The organism is Streptomyces sp. MUSC 14 (genome assembly GCF_001866675.1).
GTDB lineage: Bacteria > Actinomycetota > Actinomycetes > Streptomycetales > Streptomycetaceae > Streptomyces.
In genome coordinates, this window is sequence record NZ_MLYN01000033.1 from 25,400 (window position 1) to 41,660 (window position 16,261).

At 70.3% G+C, this 16,261-nt stretch carries 13 protein-coding genes; 8 read left to right on the forward strand and 5 right to left on the reverse strand.

The window, feature by feature from the left end; translation table 11 throughout:
- Window positions 1-104 precede the first annotated feature (104 nt).
- Entirely contained in the window at window positions 105-866 is a 762-nt protein-coding gene (locus tag BIV25_RS21105) for an SDR family oxidoreductase (protein ID WP_071373926.1), read from the reverse strand.
- A 414-nt stretch (window positions 867-1,280) separates the two neighbouring features.
- On the opposite strand from BIV25_RS21105, the gene BIV25_RS21110 reads away from it, so the two are divergent.
- A complete protein-coding gene (locus BIV25_RS21110) occupies window positions 1,281-3,302 on the forward strand; it encodes a SpoIIE family protein phosphatase (RefSeq protein ID WP_071373927.1) in 2,022 nt (673 codons plus the stop codon).
- Window positions 3,303-3,563: 261 nt separating this feature from the next.
- Here BIV25_RS21110 and BIV25_RS21115 read toward each other — a convergent pair whose 3' ends face one another.
- Window positions 3,564-4,478, reverse strand: a complete 915-nt coding sequence (locus BIV25_RS21115) for an MBL fold metallo-hydrolase (RefSeq protein ID WP_071373928.1) — start codon at window positions 4,476-4,478, stop codon at window positions 3,564-3,566.
- A gap of 24 nt (window positions 4,479-4,502) precedes the next feature.
- Window positions 4,503-5,765, reverse strand: a complete 1,263-nt coding sequence (locus tag BIV25_RS21120; RefSeq protein ID WP_071373929.1) for an MFS transporter — start codon at window positions 5,763-5,765, stop codon at window positions 4,503-4,505.
- A gap of 132 nt (window positions 5,766-5,897) precedes the next feature.
- Between BIV25_RS21120 and BIV25_RS47285 the strand changes: the two genes are divergently transcribed.
- The 3 genes from BIV25_RS47285 (at window position 5,898) to BIV25_RS21130 (ending at window position 8,351) form a co-directional block, all read left to right on the forward strand.
- The gene (locus BIV25_RS47285) at window positions 5,898-6,107 is read left to right on the forward strand and encodes a hypothetical protein (RefSeq protein ID WP_079176783.1); all 210 of its coding nucleotides are present in this window, start codon (window positions 5,898-5,900) and stop codon (window positions 6,105-6,107) included.
- The gene (locus BIV25_RS21125; RefSeq protein ID WP_071373930.1) at window positions 6,094-7,485 is read left to right on the forward strand and encodes an amidase; all 1,392 of its coding nucleotides are present in this window, start codon (window positions 6,094-6,096) and stop codon (window positions 7,483-7,485) included. Before BIV25_RS47285 ends, BIV25_RS21125 begins: the two co-directional genes overlap by 14 nt.
- Window positions 7,486-7,787: 302 nt before the next feature.
- On the forward strand, window positions 7,788-8,351 hold the full coding sequence (locus tag BIV25_RS21130; protein WP_177235358.1) for a TetR/AcrR family transcriptional regulator: 564 nt from the start codon (window positions 7,788-7,790) through the stop codon (window positions 8,349-8,351).
- A gap of 548 nt (window positions 8,352-8,899) precedes the next feature.
- On the opposite strand, the gene BIV25_RS21135 is transcribed toward BIV25_RS21130, so the two are convergent.
- Entirely contained in the window at window positions 8,900-9,226 is a 327-nt protein-coding gene (locus BIV25_RS21135) for a putative quinol monooxygenase (RefSeq protein ID WP_218158471.1), read from the reverse strand.
- A 661-nt stretch (window positions 9,227-9,887) separates the two neighbouring features.
- Window positions 9,888-10,304 carry a hypothetical protein gene (locus BIV25_RS21140; protein WP_071373932.1) on the reverse strand — a complete coding sequence of 139 codons (417 nt, stop codon included), beginning with the start codon at window positions 10,302-10,304 and terminating at the stop codon, window positions 9,888-9,890.
- Window positions 10,305-10,940: 636 nt separating this feature from the next.
- Between BIV25_RS21140 and BIV25_RS21145 the strand changes: the two genes are divergently transcribed.
- From BIV25_RS21145 to BIV25_RS51180, 4 genes are all read left to right on the forward strand, one after another.
- Entirely contained in the window at window positions 10,941-11,510 is a 570-nt protein-coding gene (locus BIV25_RS21145) for a chorismate mutase (protein WP_071373933.1), read from the forward strand.
- A gap of 881 nt (window positions 11,511-12,391) precedes the next feature.
- The gene (locus BIV25_RS21150; RefSeq protein ID WP_143076671.1) at window positions 12,392-14,806 is read left to right on the forward strand and encodes a DNRLRE domain-containing protein; all 2,415 of its coding nucleotides are present in this window, start codon (window positions 12,392-12,394) and stop codon (window positions 14,804-14,806) included.
- The gene (locus BIV25_RS21155) at window positions 14,803-15,048 is read left to right on the forward strand and encodes a hypothetical protein (protein ID WP_143076672.1); all 246 of its coding nucleotides are present in this window, start codon (window positions 14,803-14,805) and stop codon (window positions 15,046-15,048) included. Before BIV25_RS21150 ends, BIV25_RS21155 begins: the two co-directional genes overlap by 4 nt.
- A gap of 953 nt (window positions 15,049-16,001) precedes the next feature.
- A complete protein-coding gene (locus BIV25_RS51180) occupies window positions 16,002-16,169 on the forward strand; it encodes a hypothetical protein (protein WP_177235359.1) in 168 nt (55 codons plus the stop codon).
- The last annotated feature ends 92 nt before the right edge of the window (window positions 16,170-16,261 follow it).

Consider the following 16,261-nt stretch of genomic DNA (forward strand, 5'->3'; position numbering starts at 1 on the left):
CGGCTCCGGCCTCGCTCCGGAAGGTCCTCCGTGAGGATCTCGGAGACCCTTCTTCATACGCCGGGAACATGCCGGCAGGGGCTCTCCACGGGGAACGTCGGGCATCACATGCGGGACACGGTGGTTCCTCCGTCGACGGGCAGCACGGTCCCGGTCACGAACTGGGCGTCGTCGCTGACCAGCATCGCGACGGCTCTCGCCACGTCGTCCGCCTCGGCGACGCGCCGCAGCGGTGCACGGTCGGCGAGTTGCTGCCGTAGCGCCTGTGGCATGTGGGCGCTGGCTTCGGTACGGACGAAGCCCGGAGCGACCACGTTGACGCGTACGCCCATCGGGCCCGCCTCGCATGCGAGGAAGCGCGCGAAGGTGTTCAAGGCGGCCTTGGCCGTTCCGTGGGCCGCCATGCCGGGAGCGGGCGGGCCGTCGGCCACTGTGCTGGAGACGAAGACGATGGTGCCTCGCTGCTGCTGTTCCATGAGGGCCAGCGCGCGCTGCACCAGTGTGTAGACGCCGGCCAGTTCGTCCGTCAGCTTTGTGCTGAAGTCGGCCCAGGGGAGCGTGCTGACCGGGGTGGGGGTGAAGGCTGCCGCGGCCGCGTTGCACACCAGGGCGTCCAAGTGGCCGTCGGGTGCCGCCTGTTCGATCAGGTGGGCGGCCCGGGCTTCGTCGCGCACGTCTCCTTGCACCGCGAAGGCGCTGCCGCCATCCGCTGCGATCTTCGCGACGACCGCGTCGGCGGCTGTGCGGTTGGAGAAGTAGTTCACCCCGACCCGGTATCCCGCCGAGGCGAGCCGCAGCGATGTGGCGGCGCCGATGCCTCGGCTTCCACCGGTGACAAGGGCTGTGGGTCGGACAGGGCTTGCCATGTCTCCTCCTGGGATCGGCGAGGACTTCATCGCGGAAGCTAGTCACGTAAAATCAACTATTCAAATTTGACTCCTTCCCCGACTTCGCGTCTCCGGGCGAGGCCTCATGTCCATTCCCGCCGGCCAGGCAACGCGTCCGAAAGCCTGACTGCCGGCTGCGCCCTTGCCCTCCAGGACGCGGCCCCCGTGCGCACGCGGCAGCGACGAGCGCTGGCGCTGAAAAGGCCTCCTTGACCCGGGGGCGTCCTGCCGGTGGCGAGGCTGGAGTCTGCCGCCCTCGGCGGGTCCGGCGCACCCAACCTAGACTCAAGGGGACGGAGCTCACGGCGAGACCGCCCTGCCGATGATTCGACCACCGGTTCGTGCGCAGGGCAGGGGATGTGCATGTCAGGTCCACGGAAGAGACGCGCACGTGTGGGGCTGGTGCCCCTTACCGCCGTCGCTGGTGGGCTGCTGGCCCTGCTGATCGGGCTGGCCTTCACGATGCTGCTCTGGTCGATCATCGGGCTCGGCGAGTCGACGGCGGCCGACCGCCACGCACAGGCGGCGCTCGCCCAGGCGAGGACGGTCGAGGGACTCGTCGTCGACCTGGAGACAGGCCAGCGCGGCTTCGTCATCACCGGGGAGAAGCAGTTCCTTGAGCCGTGGCAGACCGCACGGACCACGTTCTCCGGCCAGGCACAACAACTCGTCCACCTCAGCACCACCGCTGCCCAGAGGGCACTGGCCCAGCACATCAGGCAGGCCGGCGAGTCTCTCATCCACGACTACTCGATTCCGCTGGTCGCGGCCGCGAGCCGAGGGGATCCCCGGGCACACGGCGTGGCGGCGACGCTGGAAGGGAAGCGGCGGGTCGACGCGCTGAGAAAGCAGTTCGACCGGTACGACTCGACCCAGCAGACCCTGATCGCGGCGCGTGAAAGCGCAGCCAACACTGACGCCCGGGAAGCGGTCGTGGCAGCGTCGATCGGCCTTGCCGGCTCAATGCTCCTCATCGCGACCTTCGCCGGGTACGTGATCCGGGCCGTTGTCTGGCCGGTCCGCAGGGCGGCCGACGTGGCGTCTCGGCTTGCCGGCGGCGACCTCTCCGTGCGGATGCCCGAGACCGGCAGGGGCGAGATCGGGCAGCTCGGGACGGCGTTCAACACCATGGCCCGCTCCCTTGAGGAGAGCCGTGAGCAGGCGCGTCACGCTCGCAAACGTCTCGAACTGCTGTATGAAGCCGGAGTTGTCATCGGCACGACTCTCGACGCGAAGCAGACCGCACAGGAACTGGTGCGCGTGCTGGTCCCACGCTTCGCCGACTTTGTCACCGTCGATCTGGCCTTGCCCGTCCTGCTCGTCGACGAGCCGCCCGCCGGCCACGGCGCATGGGCCCGCCGCGTCGCACTGGGCGGGGTCCGCGACGACTCCCCGCTCGACCCGGTGGACTCACAGATAGCTCTCGCGACCGGGAGCGCGGGCGCGACCGTCGTCCCGGACCTTCAGGCCTCCCCCGTATGGCAGGCCCATCACGGCGACCAGGCCCGGACACTGCTGGACTACGGCATGCACTCGCTGATCACCGTCCCGCTGTACTCACGGCGCACACTCGTGGGTGCGATCGGTCTCTGGCGAGCGCAGAACCCGAGCCCGTTCGGGGAGGACGAGCGGTCCGATGCCGAGGAAATCGCGGCCAAGGCCGCCGTGGCGATCGACAACGCCCTCAGCTACGCCCGCGAGCACGACACAGCTCTGACACTGCAGCGAAGCCTGCTGCCCCGCAGCTTCGACCCACCCGGCCGTATCGAGATCGCCCACCGCTACCTGCCCGCCTCCGACGCCAGTGAGGTGGGCGGCGACTGGTACGACGTGGTCGCTGTAACCGCCGACAAGGCCGCCCTGGCCATCGGTGACGTCATGGGGCACGGCATTCCCGCCGCCGCCGTCATGGGGCAGATGCGCAGCACACTCCGTGCCCTCGTCCGCCTGGACCTGCCCCCCGACCAGCTGCTGCACCACCTCGATCAGACCATGCAGGACCTCGACGGCCCGATCCTGGCCACATGCCTGTACGGCGTCTGTGACGCTGCGGCCAACCGCTGCCGGATCGCCCGGGCCGGGCACCCACCACCCGCCCTGATCACCCCCGACGGCACCGCCCGCCTCATCGACCTGCCCCCCGGCGCACCGCTCGGCATCGGTGGCATCTCCTATACGACCACCGAGATTCCCGTCGCTCCCGGGACCGTGCTCGTCCTGTACACCGACGGGCTTGTCGAAACCCGGGACCACGACCTCGATGAGCGCCTGGCGGAGCTCACCCACCTCCTCGCCGGTACCCATCCGTCCCTCGACGAGTTGGCGGACACCCTCATCAACCGCCTCGCCCCGACGCCGGCGCAGGACGACATAGCCCTCCTCATCGCCCGCGTCGGCACGCCGCCTCCCGGGTGAACACCCTGGCCGCAGCGGTGTACGACAGCATGGACGCAGGCAGCACAGCGAGCGCCGGGCCCGGATCTTGGCCGTTGGGCGGGCATGGGCATGGGCACAGCACGGCCGCTAGCAGCGATGTGGCGCTTGGGCCGGCGGGTAGCGCACCGGCAGGCAGCTTGCGGTGGTTTCAGAGGTTCGACGAGGACTCGAAAGAGGGCTGCCCGGGATGGGTGGTGGCGGGCGGGGTCCGGCGAGCCGGCCATCACGAGCGTCGTTGGTTCAGTTCGAGTCGGCGGGGACGGGTGAGAGCCGGTAGGCGGGCCCGTGTGAGACGACCTGGCCTGCTGTGGGGGGAGCGAAGTGTGTGCCCAGCAGGAGGGTGTCCGTGTCGGCGAGTGAGGCGAGCAGTGTGCGGCGCGAGGTCTCGGACCGCTGCGGGTCGATGTCCACGCAGGCGCCGATGGTGGGGTGGGCGAGTTGCACGGGGTGGTGGATGCAGTCGCCGGTGATCAGAGCCCTGCGGCCGCCGCTGGTCAGTTCGACGGCGATGTGGCCCGGAGTGTGGCCGGGGGTGGGGAGCAGGCGCAGGCCCGGGGCGAGGTCGACACCTGTGGTGGGGACGTCGAGGAGGTCGAGCAGTCCGGCCTCTTCGACCGGGAGCACCGAGTCCCGGAACATCTGCGCGCGTGCCTCCTCCATGTCGTACCCGGCCCAGAACTCCCGCTCGGCGCGGGATGTGACATAGCGGGCCCGGGGGAAGGTGGGTACCCATTCGCCGTCCGCCTGCCGTGTGTTCCAGCCGACGTGGTCGGCGTGCAGGTGGGTGAGGATGACCAGGTCGACCTCGTCCGGGGGATATCCGGCGGTGGTGAGCCGCTGGAGGTAGTCGGTGTGCAGGTCGTGCCAGGCGGGGTTGGCGCGCTGCTTGCCGTTGCCGATGCCGGTGTCCACCAGGACGCGCAGTCCGTCGAGGGTGAAGGCGAAGCTGTGGCTGTCGAGGCGCAGGATGCCGGAGTCGTCGGCGAAGTGGGGGTGCAGCCAGTCCTGCCCGGTGACGAGGCCCGCGGTCGCGTCGGGCAGCAGCCACGCTCCGGTCGCCGGCGGGAGGGCGATCTCGTCGATGCGGTGGACGGTGACGTCACCCACGGTCCAGGAGGGAATGGCGGTGGGGTCGGTGGCCGGTGGAGTGTTCATGAACGGTCGTTTCCTTCGGTCTCGTTACGGATGGACGTCGTGTGTGCGGTGGGCTGCCCTGCGCCGCGACGCGGCCAGTGCCGTCAGGGCCGTGACGGCGAGCAGGGCGGCGGCGATGGCGTAGGCGTGCGCGGTGGTGCGCAGCCCGTAGTGCTGGGTGGCGGCGCCCGCGGCGATGGCGGGCAGGCTCATGGAGAGGTAGCCGAGGACGTAGTAGGCGGCCAGGGTCGCGGCACGGTCCTGCGCGTCGAGTGAGGCGAGCGTCATGCGCAGGGCCCCTTGGGAGACGGCGCCGAAGGCGATTCCGGCCAGGGCGGCACCGCCGTAGAGGGCGGGCAGGCCGGCACCGTGCAGAGCGCTCAGTGCCAGTGCCGTGGCGGGGATGACGGCCAGGCATCCGCGGGTAGCGGCGACCGGCGGCGCAGTACGCCGCAGTGTCCACACCGTGAGCGCCGCCGCGGCGGTGAGCGTGAAGAAGATCATTCCGCCGGCCGTCTGCGGGGCGCCGGGGGCCACGAGGCGAACAAGCGCCGGCCCGAGGGAGGAGTAGAAGCCACCCAGGGCCCAGATGGCGACGACACCGGTGCCGGTCAGCAACAGGGCGCGGCGTGCCCGGGGAGGCACGGCGAGCTCGGGGTGCAGCGAGCGCAGGGCACCGGCATGCGGGCGGGCCGTCTCCGCGGTGACCGTGACGGCGGCCGCCTGCGCTGCGAAGAGGACCGCGAGCACGACGTACACGGTGACGGTGGGGGCCGGTGCGAAACGGACGAGGAGGGTGGAGGTCAGGACGCCGGTGGCCATGCCCGCCGCCGGAGCGATGCTGTTCGTCAGGGCGGACCGGCCCGGACGCAGGGGGTCCTCCAGGTCGAGGAGGGCCGCGCCTGCGGCGCTGATGGCCGTGCCGGTGGCCGCTCCCTGCAGGACGCGGGCGGCGATCAGCGCACCGGCGCCGTCCGCCGAGGCCAGCAGCACCATGGAGGCGGCCTCCACCAGCAGGGCGCCCGCCAGGACGGGACGCCGTCCCAGGTGGTCGGAGAGCGCTCCGGTGGTGAGCAGGGCCAGCAGCAGGGCCAGGGAATAGGCGCTGAACACCACGGTGATGGTGAGCGCGGACAGGCCCCAGGCGTCCTGGTAGCGAGGGAAGAGCGGCGTGGGGGCACTGGATGCCGCGAGGAGGACGGCCAGGACCGAGGCGTTCAGGACGAACGGTGCCGCGCGGTTGGTCGTGCGGCTGAGGACGACGTGGCGGGGGCATTCCGCGGGTGCTCGTGGTGTGGCGGTGGGCATGGAACTCCTCGGGTACCAAACGCTACAGGTTTGCTTTAAGTCACTGTAGGCCTTACGGTCGACTAACGCAAATGTTTAGCTTTAGATGCCGTGGCTTTGCTGCGCAGCTCCAGCCCCGAGGGGAGAACGTCCATGTCCGCCGCAGAACTCACCACGCCGGAAGCAGCCCGCTGGGCTGCCCGCGCCGGACTCCCGTTGCCCGCCGACCGCCAAGCCTCAGTCGCGGCCGTCGCCGATCACATCCACTCCGTCGTCGCGGTCCTGCGCGAGCTGGACTTCGGGGACACCCCACCAGCCCCCGCCTACCGCGCGGGAGAGGAGAAGCACGATGCAGCCGTATGAACTGTCCCTGACCGCAGCCGCCGACGAGATCCGGGAACGGCGGTTGTCCCCCGTCGAGTTGACGGACTCCGTCCTTCAGCGCATCGCCCAGGTGGAGCCACACCTTCAGGCCTACGTCACCATCGGCGCCGAGCACGCCCGCCGGGCCGCACAGGAAGCCGCACACGACATAGCGGCCGGCCGCTACCGTGGTCCGCTGCACGGCCTTCCCATGGGCCTGAAGGACCTGATAGACGTCGCCGGTACGGCGACATCGGCCAGTTCCCGGGTCCGCGCCGACCACCACGCGCCGGCCGACAGTACCGTCGCCGCGCGCCTGAGGGCGGCCGGAGCCGTCCTGGTCGGCAAGACCCACACCCACGAGTTCGCCTACGGACTGACCACCCCGCAGACCCACAACGCCTGGGACCGGAGCAGGGTCGCCGGCGGTTCCAGCGGCGGATCGGCCGTCGCCGTCGCCTCGGGCATGGCGACCTTCGCCCTGGGCACCGACACGGGCGGATCGATCCGGGTACCCGCCGCGCTCAACGGGGTCGTCGGCCTCAAGCCGACCTACGGCCTCGTACCCCGCCACGGCGTCACGTCCCTGTCCTGGTCGCTGGACCACGTCGGCCCGATCACCCGCACCGTCGAGGACGCCGGCACGGTCCTGAGCGCCCTGGCCGGACACGACCCGCGCGACCCCGCCTCCCTGAGCACGCCCGCCGCGGACTACCGGCCGATCGCCGGCACGGACCTGCAAGGGCTGCGGGTCGGCGTGCCGCGCACGTACTACTTCGACCACATCGACCCGGAGGTCGAAGCCGCCGTCCGACGTGCGATCGACCGGCTCCAGACCCTCGGCGCACGCCTCGTCGAGGTCGAGACCCCCATGACCCGCTACATCCAGGCCACCCAGTGGGGCCTGATGGTGCCCGAGGCCACCGCCTACCATCAGGGCACCCTGCGTACGGTCCCCGAGCTCTACCAGGACGACGTCCGCATCCTCCTGGAGGCCGGCGAACTGATGCCCGCCGGTGACTATCTTCGGGCCCAACGCTCCCGCACCCTCATGCGACAGGAATGGGCCCGCATGCTGCGGGAGGTCGACGTGATCGCCGCACCCACCGTCCCCGCGACCGCCGTCGAAGCCGGCCGGTCCACGATCACCTGGGCCGACGGCGCCGTCGAGGACGTCTCCGACGCCTACGTGCGCCTGGCGTCTCCCGCCAACATCACCGGAGTGCCGTCCCTGTCCCTGCCGGTCGGTCACGACACGGCGGGCCTGCCGATCGGCATGCAACTCCTCGCACGGCCCCTCGGCGAGAGCGTGCTCCTGCGGGTCGGCCATGCCTACGAGCAGACCCAGCCCGCCCGCTCCCTCGCGCACGCGGCGTGAACGAGTGACGGGATCCGGCCGCATCACTTCGGCACCCGGCTCCGCCTCGCCCCTCTGCCAACGCCCTCTGCCGCACGAGGAAGGTGCCCGACGCCGGCGCCCGCGCCGGCGTCCCGGAAAGCGGCCGAGCGGTGGAGGTACCGGGGCATGGAGCGGAATACGGGTCTCGTCCTCGCAGGGCGTGCACCGTGGCGGCACTGACACACACCACGCGCGGTGAAAAGGCCGTCGAACGGCGGCCAGGGGGTCGCGCGGAGAGGACGGATCGCTAGACGCAATGAATTTGCTTTAAAGTAGGCTCCATGAGCAGGCAGATGGTGCGCCCCGGCGGACGCAGCGCTCGGGTGCAGGCGTCGGTGCACGCCGCTGTACGGGAACTCGCCGCGGAGGTGGGCCGGGATGCCCTGACCGTACCGATGATCGCCCAACGCGCGGGCGTGACCCCCTCGACGATCTACCGCCGCTGGGGAGACCTGCAGGAGCTGTTGTCGGACGTGGCGGTCGAGCGCTTGCGGCCCGACACCGCGCCCAGGGACCACGGCGCGCTGCGCTCCGATCTGACAGCCTGGGCCGAGCAGTTCCTCGACGAGATGTCCTCCGCCTCCGGCCGCGCCTACATCCGCGACGCCCTGCTCGGCGACCCGGACGGCGGCAACGCCGGCCAGTGCTCCGCCTACGCTGCCGAACAGATCGATGTCATCCTGACCCGTGCGACCGAGCGCGGGGAGGAGGCACCCGACGTCGAGACGGTCATGGACCGTGTCGTATCCCCCCTGATGTACCGCATCCTCTTCCGCCCGGACGGACTCGACGCCGCCTACGCCCGCGGGCTCGTGACAGGACTCCTCGGCCCGACCGGAGGATGACCGGGAGCCACAGCCCTTCTTGCACGGGCCGAGGGCACGTGGTACGGGAAGGCACCGGGACGTGAGCCTGGCTCCGAGACGGACAGCGGAAGGGCAGGTGGCGTGATCGGAAGCGAATTCCGGTCATGCCACCTGCAGCGGTTGACCATGCGGGGCGCCGCCGTATTGCGCGGGCCGCCCGCTGGCGCGCGGCGATCTTCCCGGGACCGAAGCGCCCTCTCCTGGGCGACGCTGCGGACGTGCGGGCGGGGAACATCCCCCTACAGTCACGTCCGGAGCTCGGTTCGCAGAGATTCCCGTCTGGAACAAGACCGCTCCCTGAAGACATCGCCTACGCCGACCGCCACGCAGCGCACGGGGACTTCCGCAAGTGGGCCCGGCTCACCGCCCACACCCTCACTGCCCGCCAACGGACAGGCCGCGCGGGTATGCAGTCCTGCCCGGCGTTCACCGAGGTTTCGCGGAGCTGGCCGTTCAACCATGCCGCTTGGCGCGGGGAGCAGATGCCGGCCGTGGGCAGCGCGACGGCCGGTTCGGCTCCAGCCCGCTCATGTGGTGCCCGGACGTGTACGGGGCTGGGGGTCTCCGACATGGACGGCGTGGCCGTAGAAGCCTTCGGGTTGCCGTGCCAGGAGTGGGGGAACCTGGCGAGTCACCGCTGCGACCGGTTCGGAACGGGTGGTCACGTCGTGCGCGTCCTTGTCGACCCACAACTGTGTCAGCCACACCGTATCCGGGTCGTCGAAAGCCGCGTTGATGCTGTACGCGAGCAGGCCGCAGTCTTCGCCGCCGGCGCGGAATCCGTCAAGGAGCAAGGCGATCAGCTCGTCACGCCGGCCAGGCAGTGCGGTCATTCGCCCGTAGACGCTGAACATCTTCCCACTGGACACGCGCGTTCACCCCTTCGCTTGATCAATCCGCGTTCGAGCCTGCGCCGCTGTCCCGGGAATTCTGTCACGCGACGCCCTCCGCTACTGGCGAGTTGCCGTCGGCCAGTACCCAGGCGCTGGACAGCACGCAGCGCTCTCGACCCGTGAACAGAGCAACTCCCCGGGCAGCCCGATCGCCCCGGAAGACTTGCCCCGGCGACTCGGCGGCGATCCCGGACAGTGCACTTCAGTGCCAGGAACCCGCCTCGCGATACAACGTGCGTCCTGACCATCGGGGCGGCCGCTACCGCAACGGCAGGCTGGGCACTGCCTCCGGTGCGTCGGGCCATGCGGTGGTGGATGGTGCCGATTCTGCTGCTCGCAGTGGCGGCCGGAGTCCGGTGGGCGGCGGACCCACGTGCCTAGCAGTTGCGGGTACGGAGACCGGCGTCCCACCCGAGCATCCCTCCCTGGACCATCAAGATCCACCGTGAGGGGTGTCCGCTCCAAAGGTTTAGCCTCAGGTCCCGCGGTCGCCTGTGACTCCTGACTCCGCGTCACCTGCCCTGATCGTCCGTGGGCGGCGGTCCCGGAGACCGGCCGGCACGTCACTTGGTCAGTAGACCCATCTGGCCGTCCAGACACGGATCCACTGACCCTTCGCGTATCAGCGGCCGTTGATGAACACCGGGCCGTGGTTGTCGCGGAAGCAGTCCGTGTCCTTCCACCGCGGCGAACCGTGGCCGTTGGAGTTCTTGCCGTTCGGCAGGTTCCGGAACCGGCTCGGGTTCCTGCAGTAGAGGTGGCTCTGGGAGTTGCGGACCAACTCAAGCGTGTGGCCCGCCCGGTTGTAGACGATCCCGCACGGATGCAAGACGGAGCCGCAGTCGCTCTCGCCCGTCGGCACCAGCGTCGTCGCGCCGGTCGGTCGGTCCGGGGACGCGGCTGCCGGCGCCGTCCTCGCGACAGGTGTCACAGCATGCGCCGCTCCTGCGGCGGCTGCCGGCCGGCCGATCGCGAGCACCCCGGCCGAGAGAGCCGTTGCGGTGTGCTTCACTCCACTGATGACCTTGCTGGTCTTCATGCCATCCCCCATTCGCCGCCCGGCCGGGTGGCCGTACCAGGCGCACGGCCTGACCGCGGCTGGTTGCGGGCCGTGGATACCGTGGAGCGTCCAGGCTCCCCAGACCGACGGCCAGCAGGCAAGACACGGGCGTCCCGCATGCAGCCTGGGATGCAAGAACGCCCCCGAACTGGGGATTCCCAGGCTGCTGGGACGCAGCGGCGGCGCCCGGGCGCCGCTGGTAGTCGCTCGATGATCTTCGGGTTCACCCTTGACGACGAGGACCCGGAACAACGTGGCACCGACCGACGTCCCGGTCATGTTCCACACGGGATGCGGGATCGAGGAACGCCTGGAACACTTACTCGTCCCCGATGCCACCTGCCCCCGGATCACCGCCGCCTTCGTCAAGACGTTGAGGAGACCGGAGGTCTCGACTGAGGTGCCCCTTCTCGGCGACCCACCCGCGTGCCGCAGCGAGACCTTCCTTTCGTTCCCGGGAAGAGACCCACTGACGAGGCGGTGCCGCCCGACACGGCTGTCCGTCATGCGCTTCACGGAATTCCCAAGTCAGCTTCCAGGGAGGTTAATTGAGGACGCTTTCGGTGCGATCGCGTTTCCTGGTGATCGTAGGATCGACTCGACCGAGGAGGAATCATGCGTCAGACGATCATCGCCGCGCTCATGACGGCCGCCCTGGCCATCGCCGTCGCCCCTGCGGCGGCCGCCGAATCCCCCGCCCGTCCGTCCCTGGACCCGCTGGCACGGCTGTCCGCCGAGCGGGTCCTCATCTCCGACCAGGTGGCCGCCGCCAAGTACCGCTCAGGGCAGCCCATCGACGATCCTGCCCGCGAGCAGCAGGTGCTCGACGACGTGGCCGCGCAGGCCAGGGCACTCGGCACCGACCCGGCCGAGGTCGTAGCCGTCTTCCGCGACCAGATCGAGGCGAGCAAGATCGTCCAACGCGGGCTGTTCCGGACCTGGGACACGGATCCGTCGAAGGCACCGACCAGCAGCCCCGATCTGTCAGTGATTCGCGTCGAGATCAACCGCATCAGCGGCGAGCTCGTTCAGGTCATCGCGAACACCGAGGCCTCCCGCACCAGCCCGCAGTGCGGAGGTCGGCTGCTCGCCGCATACCGCGACATCGACCGTACGATGCGGCTGAACATGCTGCACTCGATCGCGCTCGGGCGTTCCTTGCCGCACGTGTGCGAGGCGAAATAGCTCCTCACGCGGCCTTGCCGGGTGATCCGGTCCGTGGAGACGGGACGTCGACTGCCTCGCCAGTGCCGTCGGCGCGCCGGGGGGCGGTCAATCGCGCAACGTCTGAACACGATTGCACGGGTCCTGTTCACTCTCGCCCGTGCACAGGGCGCCGATTCTCTTCGAAGCAGGGCGCCTGCACCCGCCGGTCTCCCCGACGCGGTGGGCAGTCCCGGCGATCGGCGCCGTGTGATCGAGAAGGACGACGAGACCGCGGCGCTTGCACGGATCACACCGGGTCTTGAGTCCAGGGAGGGGAGTCCCGGGTGGGTACCTGCACGAACGCGGCGGAGTTCCGGGCCGGCGCGGTGGCGGCGGCCCGCTCGGCGGGCACGCCCATCCGCCGATCGCAGCGGCGACCGACCGCGCACTCACTTCGGGGCCGATCTCGTCGACGGCCCCAGCCGGCTACGAGGCGTCCCGCTCCGGACTGGCGCGACACCTGAAGGTCGACCCGAACAATCTCGCCCCGACGGGTACCAGTAGCCGCCGAGCTGGGCACCTTGCTTACTGTTTGCTCTCTCTTTGCGATTCCTTTAATCTTGCGTCGTTACTGACCATGGGTCACGCCCCGCACTCCAGGGGCCGATCCTGAACGCAAGGACATGCATGTCGTCGATACGACGCGGGCATCGCCGAGCAGTCGCCGCGGGGAGCGTCTCGGTGCTGGCGGCGCTCGGCCTGCTCGGTTCGTCCGTCCCGGCCATGGCTGGTGAGGGGGGAAGCGGAGACGCCTCCGGCGGTACGGGAGGCTACGCGCGCGAAGGTTCCCGTGGGAGCCGGTCACCGAAGCCGTCACCGCCGAAGCCGCACTGCTCGCGGCACAGGCGTTCGGCCGCAAGGTGGAGGTACTGGACCGCAGGACCGAGACATCCACTACATGGGCCAACCCGGAGGGCACCCTCACCACCACGGTCAGCGGCGGCCCCGTGCGGAAGCTGGAGGAAGGCCAGTGGGTCGACCTGAACGCCACCCTGCGACGGCAGGCGGACGGCGGGATCGAGGCCGAGGCACATCCGGGCGACCTGCGCCTGGCCGGCCCCGGCGGCGACAGGGCCCGCTCGGTGAAGGAGGCCGCCGACGCTCCGGCAGCTGCCGCACGTGACCTGATCACCCTGGGAGCCGGCGCCCGGAAGATCGGTGTGCAGTGGAAGGGAGGCCTGCCGGCCCCTGTCCTGGACGGGGCCAGGGCGACCTACCCGGATGCCGTGCCCGGGGCCGACCTGGTGGTGGACGCCACCCGCACCGGCTTCGAGCAGTTCCTCACCCTCAAGCGGCGCCCCGCGGGCGGCGTCGCGCCGATGACGCTGCCGCTGAAGATCCCGGGTCTGAAGGCGGCTCAGCAGACCGACGGCTCGGTTGCCTTCACCGAACGCGCGACCGGCGAGCAGATCGCCACCATGCCCGCACCAGTGATGTGGGACGCCCAGATCGACGAGCGTTCCGGTGAGCGCAGGCACAGCACCCGGGTGCCGATGACGGTCGTCCAGGACGGCGACACCGTCGAGCTGAGGCTCACCCCGGATCCGGAGTTCCTGGCGGATCCGGCGACGCGGTACCCGGTGACCGTCGACCCGGCCACGGACACCCTCTCCGTGCTGTTCGACACCTTCGTCCAGGGCGGAGACAGCACGGACCAGTCGGCGTCCACGGACCTCGAACTGGGCTGGCCCGGCGATCACGCCGGTGCCGCCAAGCGCACCGCTCGCTCCTTCATCACCTGGGAGACCGGACAGTTCGCCGACGCGCTCGTCACGGACGCGAAGCTGGAGCTTTACAACTACCACTCGTGGTCATGCGAGAAGCGCGGCTGGGAGGTCTGGGCGGCCGACCCGGCGAACACGTCCAGCCGCTGGAGCAAACAGCCCGCGTTGAAGCAGAAGTACGCCACCTCCACCGAGACCCGCAGCGGCAACTGCGACAACGCCGGCTGGGTGAGCGCGGACGTGACGGAACTCGCGAAGACGTGGGCGAGCGCCAAGGCGGCGACGGGTTCCATGGCGCTCAAGGCCGTGGACGAGTCCGACACGTACGCCTGGAAGCGCTTCTATTCCTCTGAGGCCACCGAGGACAAGATCCCGAGGCTGATCGTCACCTTCAACTACCGGCCCAGGACCGGCAGTAACCTCCAGGCGGGCCCGCCCTTCTACAGCCAGGGCGGCGTCTACAAGGCCGACAGCCTCACCCCGACGCTGCGCTTCACCACCGAGGACGTCAACGAGGACGATCTGGTGCAGGGCACCTTCGAGGTCACGGACAAGGCGACCGGTGAGGTCGTCGCACTCTTCAAGTCCGCGTTCGTGCGCTCTGGTGAGACCGCGTCCGCCAAGGTCCCGGCGGGCAAACTCGTCACCGGCCGCGCGTACGCCTTCCGTACGACCACCTACGACGGAGCGCACTACGCCAGCGGCTGGTCGGCGCCGGTGACGTTCACCGTGGACACCGCATGGAAGCCGGGCGCGGCCATCGACGCCCTGGGTGCGGCCAACGCCGTCCTGGACGCTGCCGACATCACCCCGGCCACCACCAGCGACAGCCGCTATGCCGCGATCGCCGAGACGGCGACCGGCACGGTCACCGTGCCGTGGGACCCGAAGGGAACCATCGAAGTCAGACCGGACGACATCGCAGCAGTCGGTATCGGCTCCGCCGCGCAGCAGCAGCGCGGGGTGAACGTCAACGGCAGCGTGGTGCACGCCGACGCCGCCGCCGCGGTGGACACCGTGATCCAGCCGACCCTGGCGGGCGGCAGCCGTACGCTGCAGGTCATCAAGCAGGCAAGCGCGCCGCATGAGTACCGCGTTGCGGTAAGCCTGCCCGAGGGCGCCAGGCTGCGGCAGGAGGCCGACGGCTCCGTGGTGATCGTCCCGGCGAACCAGGACGAGCCGGTCGCCGCCATCAATGCCCCCTGGGCGAAGGACGCGCGAGGCAGGGACGTTCCCACCTCGTACCGGCTGGACGGCAACACGCTGGTGCAGAGGGTGGACTTCACGGCGGTCACCGCCTTCCCGGTCGTCGCCGACCCCTGGTGGAACCCGTTCAGCTGGAAGTGGAAGCGGATCGGCAAGACGGTGAAGAAGGCGGCGAAGAAGTGCGGCATGGGCGCCCTCGCCGCGTACGTCCCCGTCCAGGCCCACCACGTGAGCGTCAACGTCCAGCGTGCTCGCGCCGGGCTGCGGATGGTGAAGTTCGCGGGCGGCCCCTTGGGCTACGTCTCGATCGCTGCGGCCGGCTGCCTGATGGGCCAGCTGTCATGAGCGGCGACAAGCGCAGACGCGTCTCGGAAATACTGGGCATGACCGGTGCGGACCGGCCGGGCAGCCGGCGGGCGGCGGCCGTGGACCTGGCGCTGATCCTGGCCGCGCTGGTCAGCGCGTTTCTCGTATGCCGCGTCCTCGGCATCGGCTCCTGGACCGGCATCCTGACCGGCGGCTGCGCGGGAGCCATCACCACGCGCCTCGGTCTCGGTGCACGGATCGCACGACGCAGGCGAGACTGAGCATGGGGGCGGTACGGGGCTTTCGCGCCGTGCCGCCTCCCCGTGTGCGGTGTTGGCCTGAGCCGGCGGTCTGTGCTGCGCGGTGAGCTGAGCGAGTACGTTCCCGCGGCGGAGGCCGAGCAGCCGGGGCCAGATCACGTCCTCGGAGATGGCGTACGCCCGGTTCACCCGCCCCGTCGGGCCGGGCGCGACACCGGACCGTTCCTTGGGCGGCGGATGAAGCCGCTGTTGCTCTCCAAGGAGCGGCTCGGCGGGCTTGCTACGGCTCTGCCGGTGGACCTCGGCGGCTGACCGCGTCGCAGAACCCCCTCCAGAATTACTCCAGTTGGCCCGTGGGCGCGCACTGCGACGGCCGGTTCGCGCTCGTGGGCAACAGGTCCGCCTTCGCGATGCGAACCGTGGCCGCCGAGCGTCCCTGGTCGCGGGATCCGCGGGCAGGCACACGCGGATCGTCATGCCGACCCGCGGACGGTGACGGGTGCCCTGGCCCACGAGGGCCATGTACTGGTGCTGACCGTCGGCGGGGCCCGATGCCCCCCCTCCACACCGACGCCGTCGCCACGGTCACCGCGGCGGTTCGGGCCACGGGACCGGACGGCCCGCGTGTCGTGCGCATGGGCGGCGGCGCCGGCCGGGCCCTCGACAAGGGCGTCACTCGGACCTGTTCCTGCTCGCCATCGCCTCACATCGCCCTCGTCCCGGATTCCTCGAACGGCGCACGTAAAGCGGTGCCGTCTTGCGATCCGCCACCGGCGTGCGTGGCGCGAGCGGGTGTACCGGTGCGCGCGGGGTGTGTGCGGAATACGGCGAACAACAGAATGGAAGATCAATCCCTCCCGCGCGCCCGACTGACAGGCGGCATTTTCCAACCATGGCCGGATGATGACTTATTGGTGGTCTTCACTTCTGCTTCATTGGAACGCGTTGTGTGTCGCACCTACCGAGGAGGCCGCATGGCCGAAGTCAAGAAGGTCGTCCGCCCCGCGATCACCGCGTCGTCCCGCCCCTGCGCGTTCGTCTCGCCGGACAAGGGCAACGCACCCACCATCACTCCCGTCCGCAAGGAGGCCGACCCCGTCTCCGCCCCCGATGAACAGCGGAAAGAGTGTGCGTCGGCCTGACGGCTGACGTCCTCCGGGGCCCCGGTCCACGGCCGGGCCCCGGTCTCACGCGGACCGTACCGCGGACCGGGACGGACCGCTTTCAACGGCTC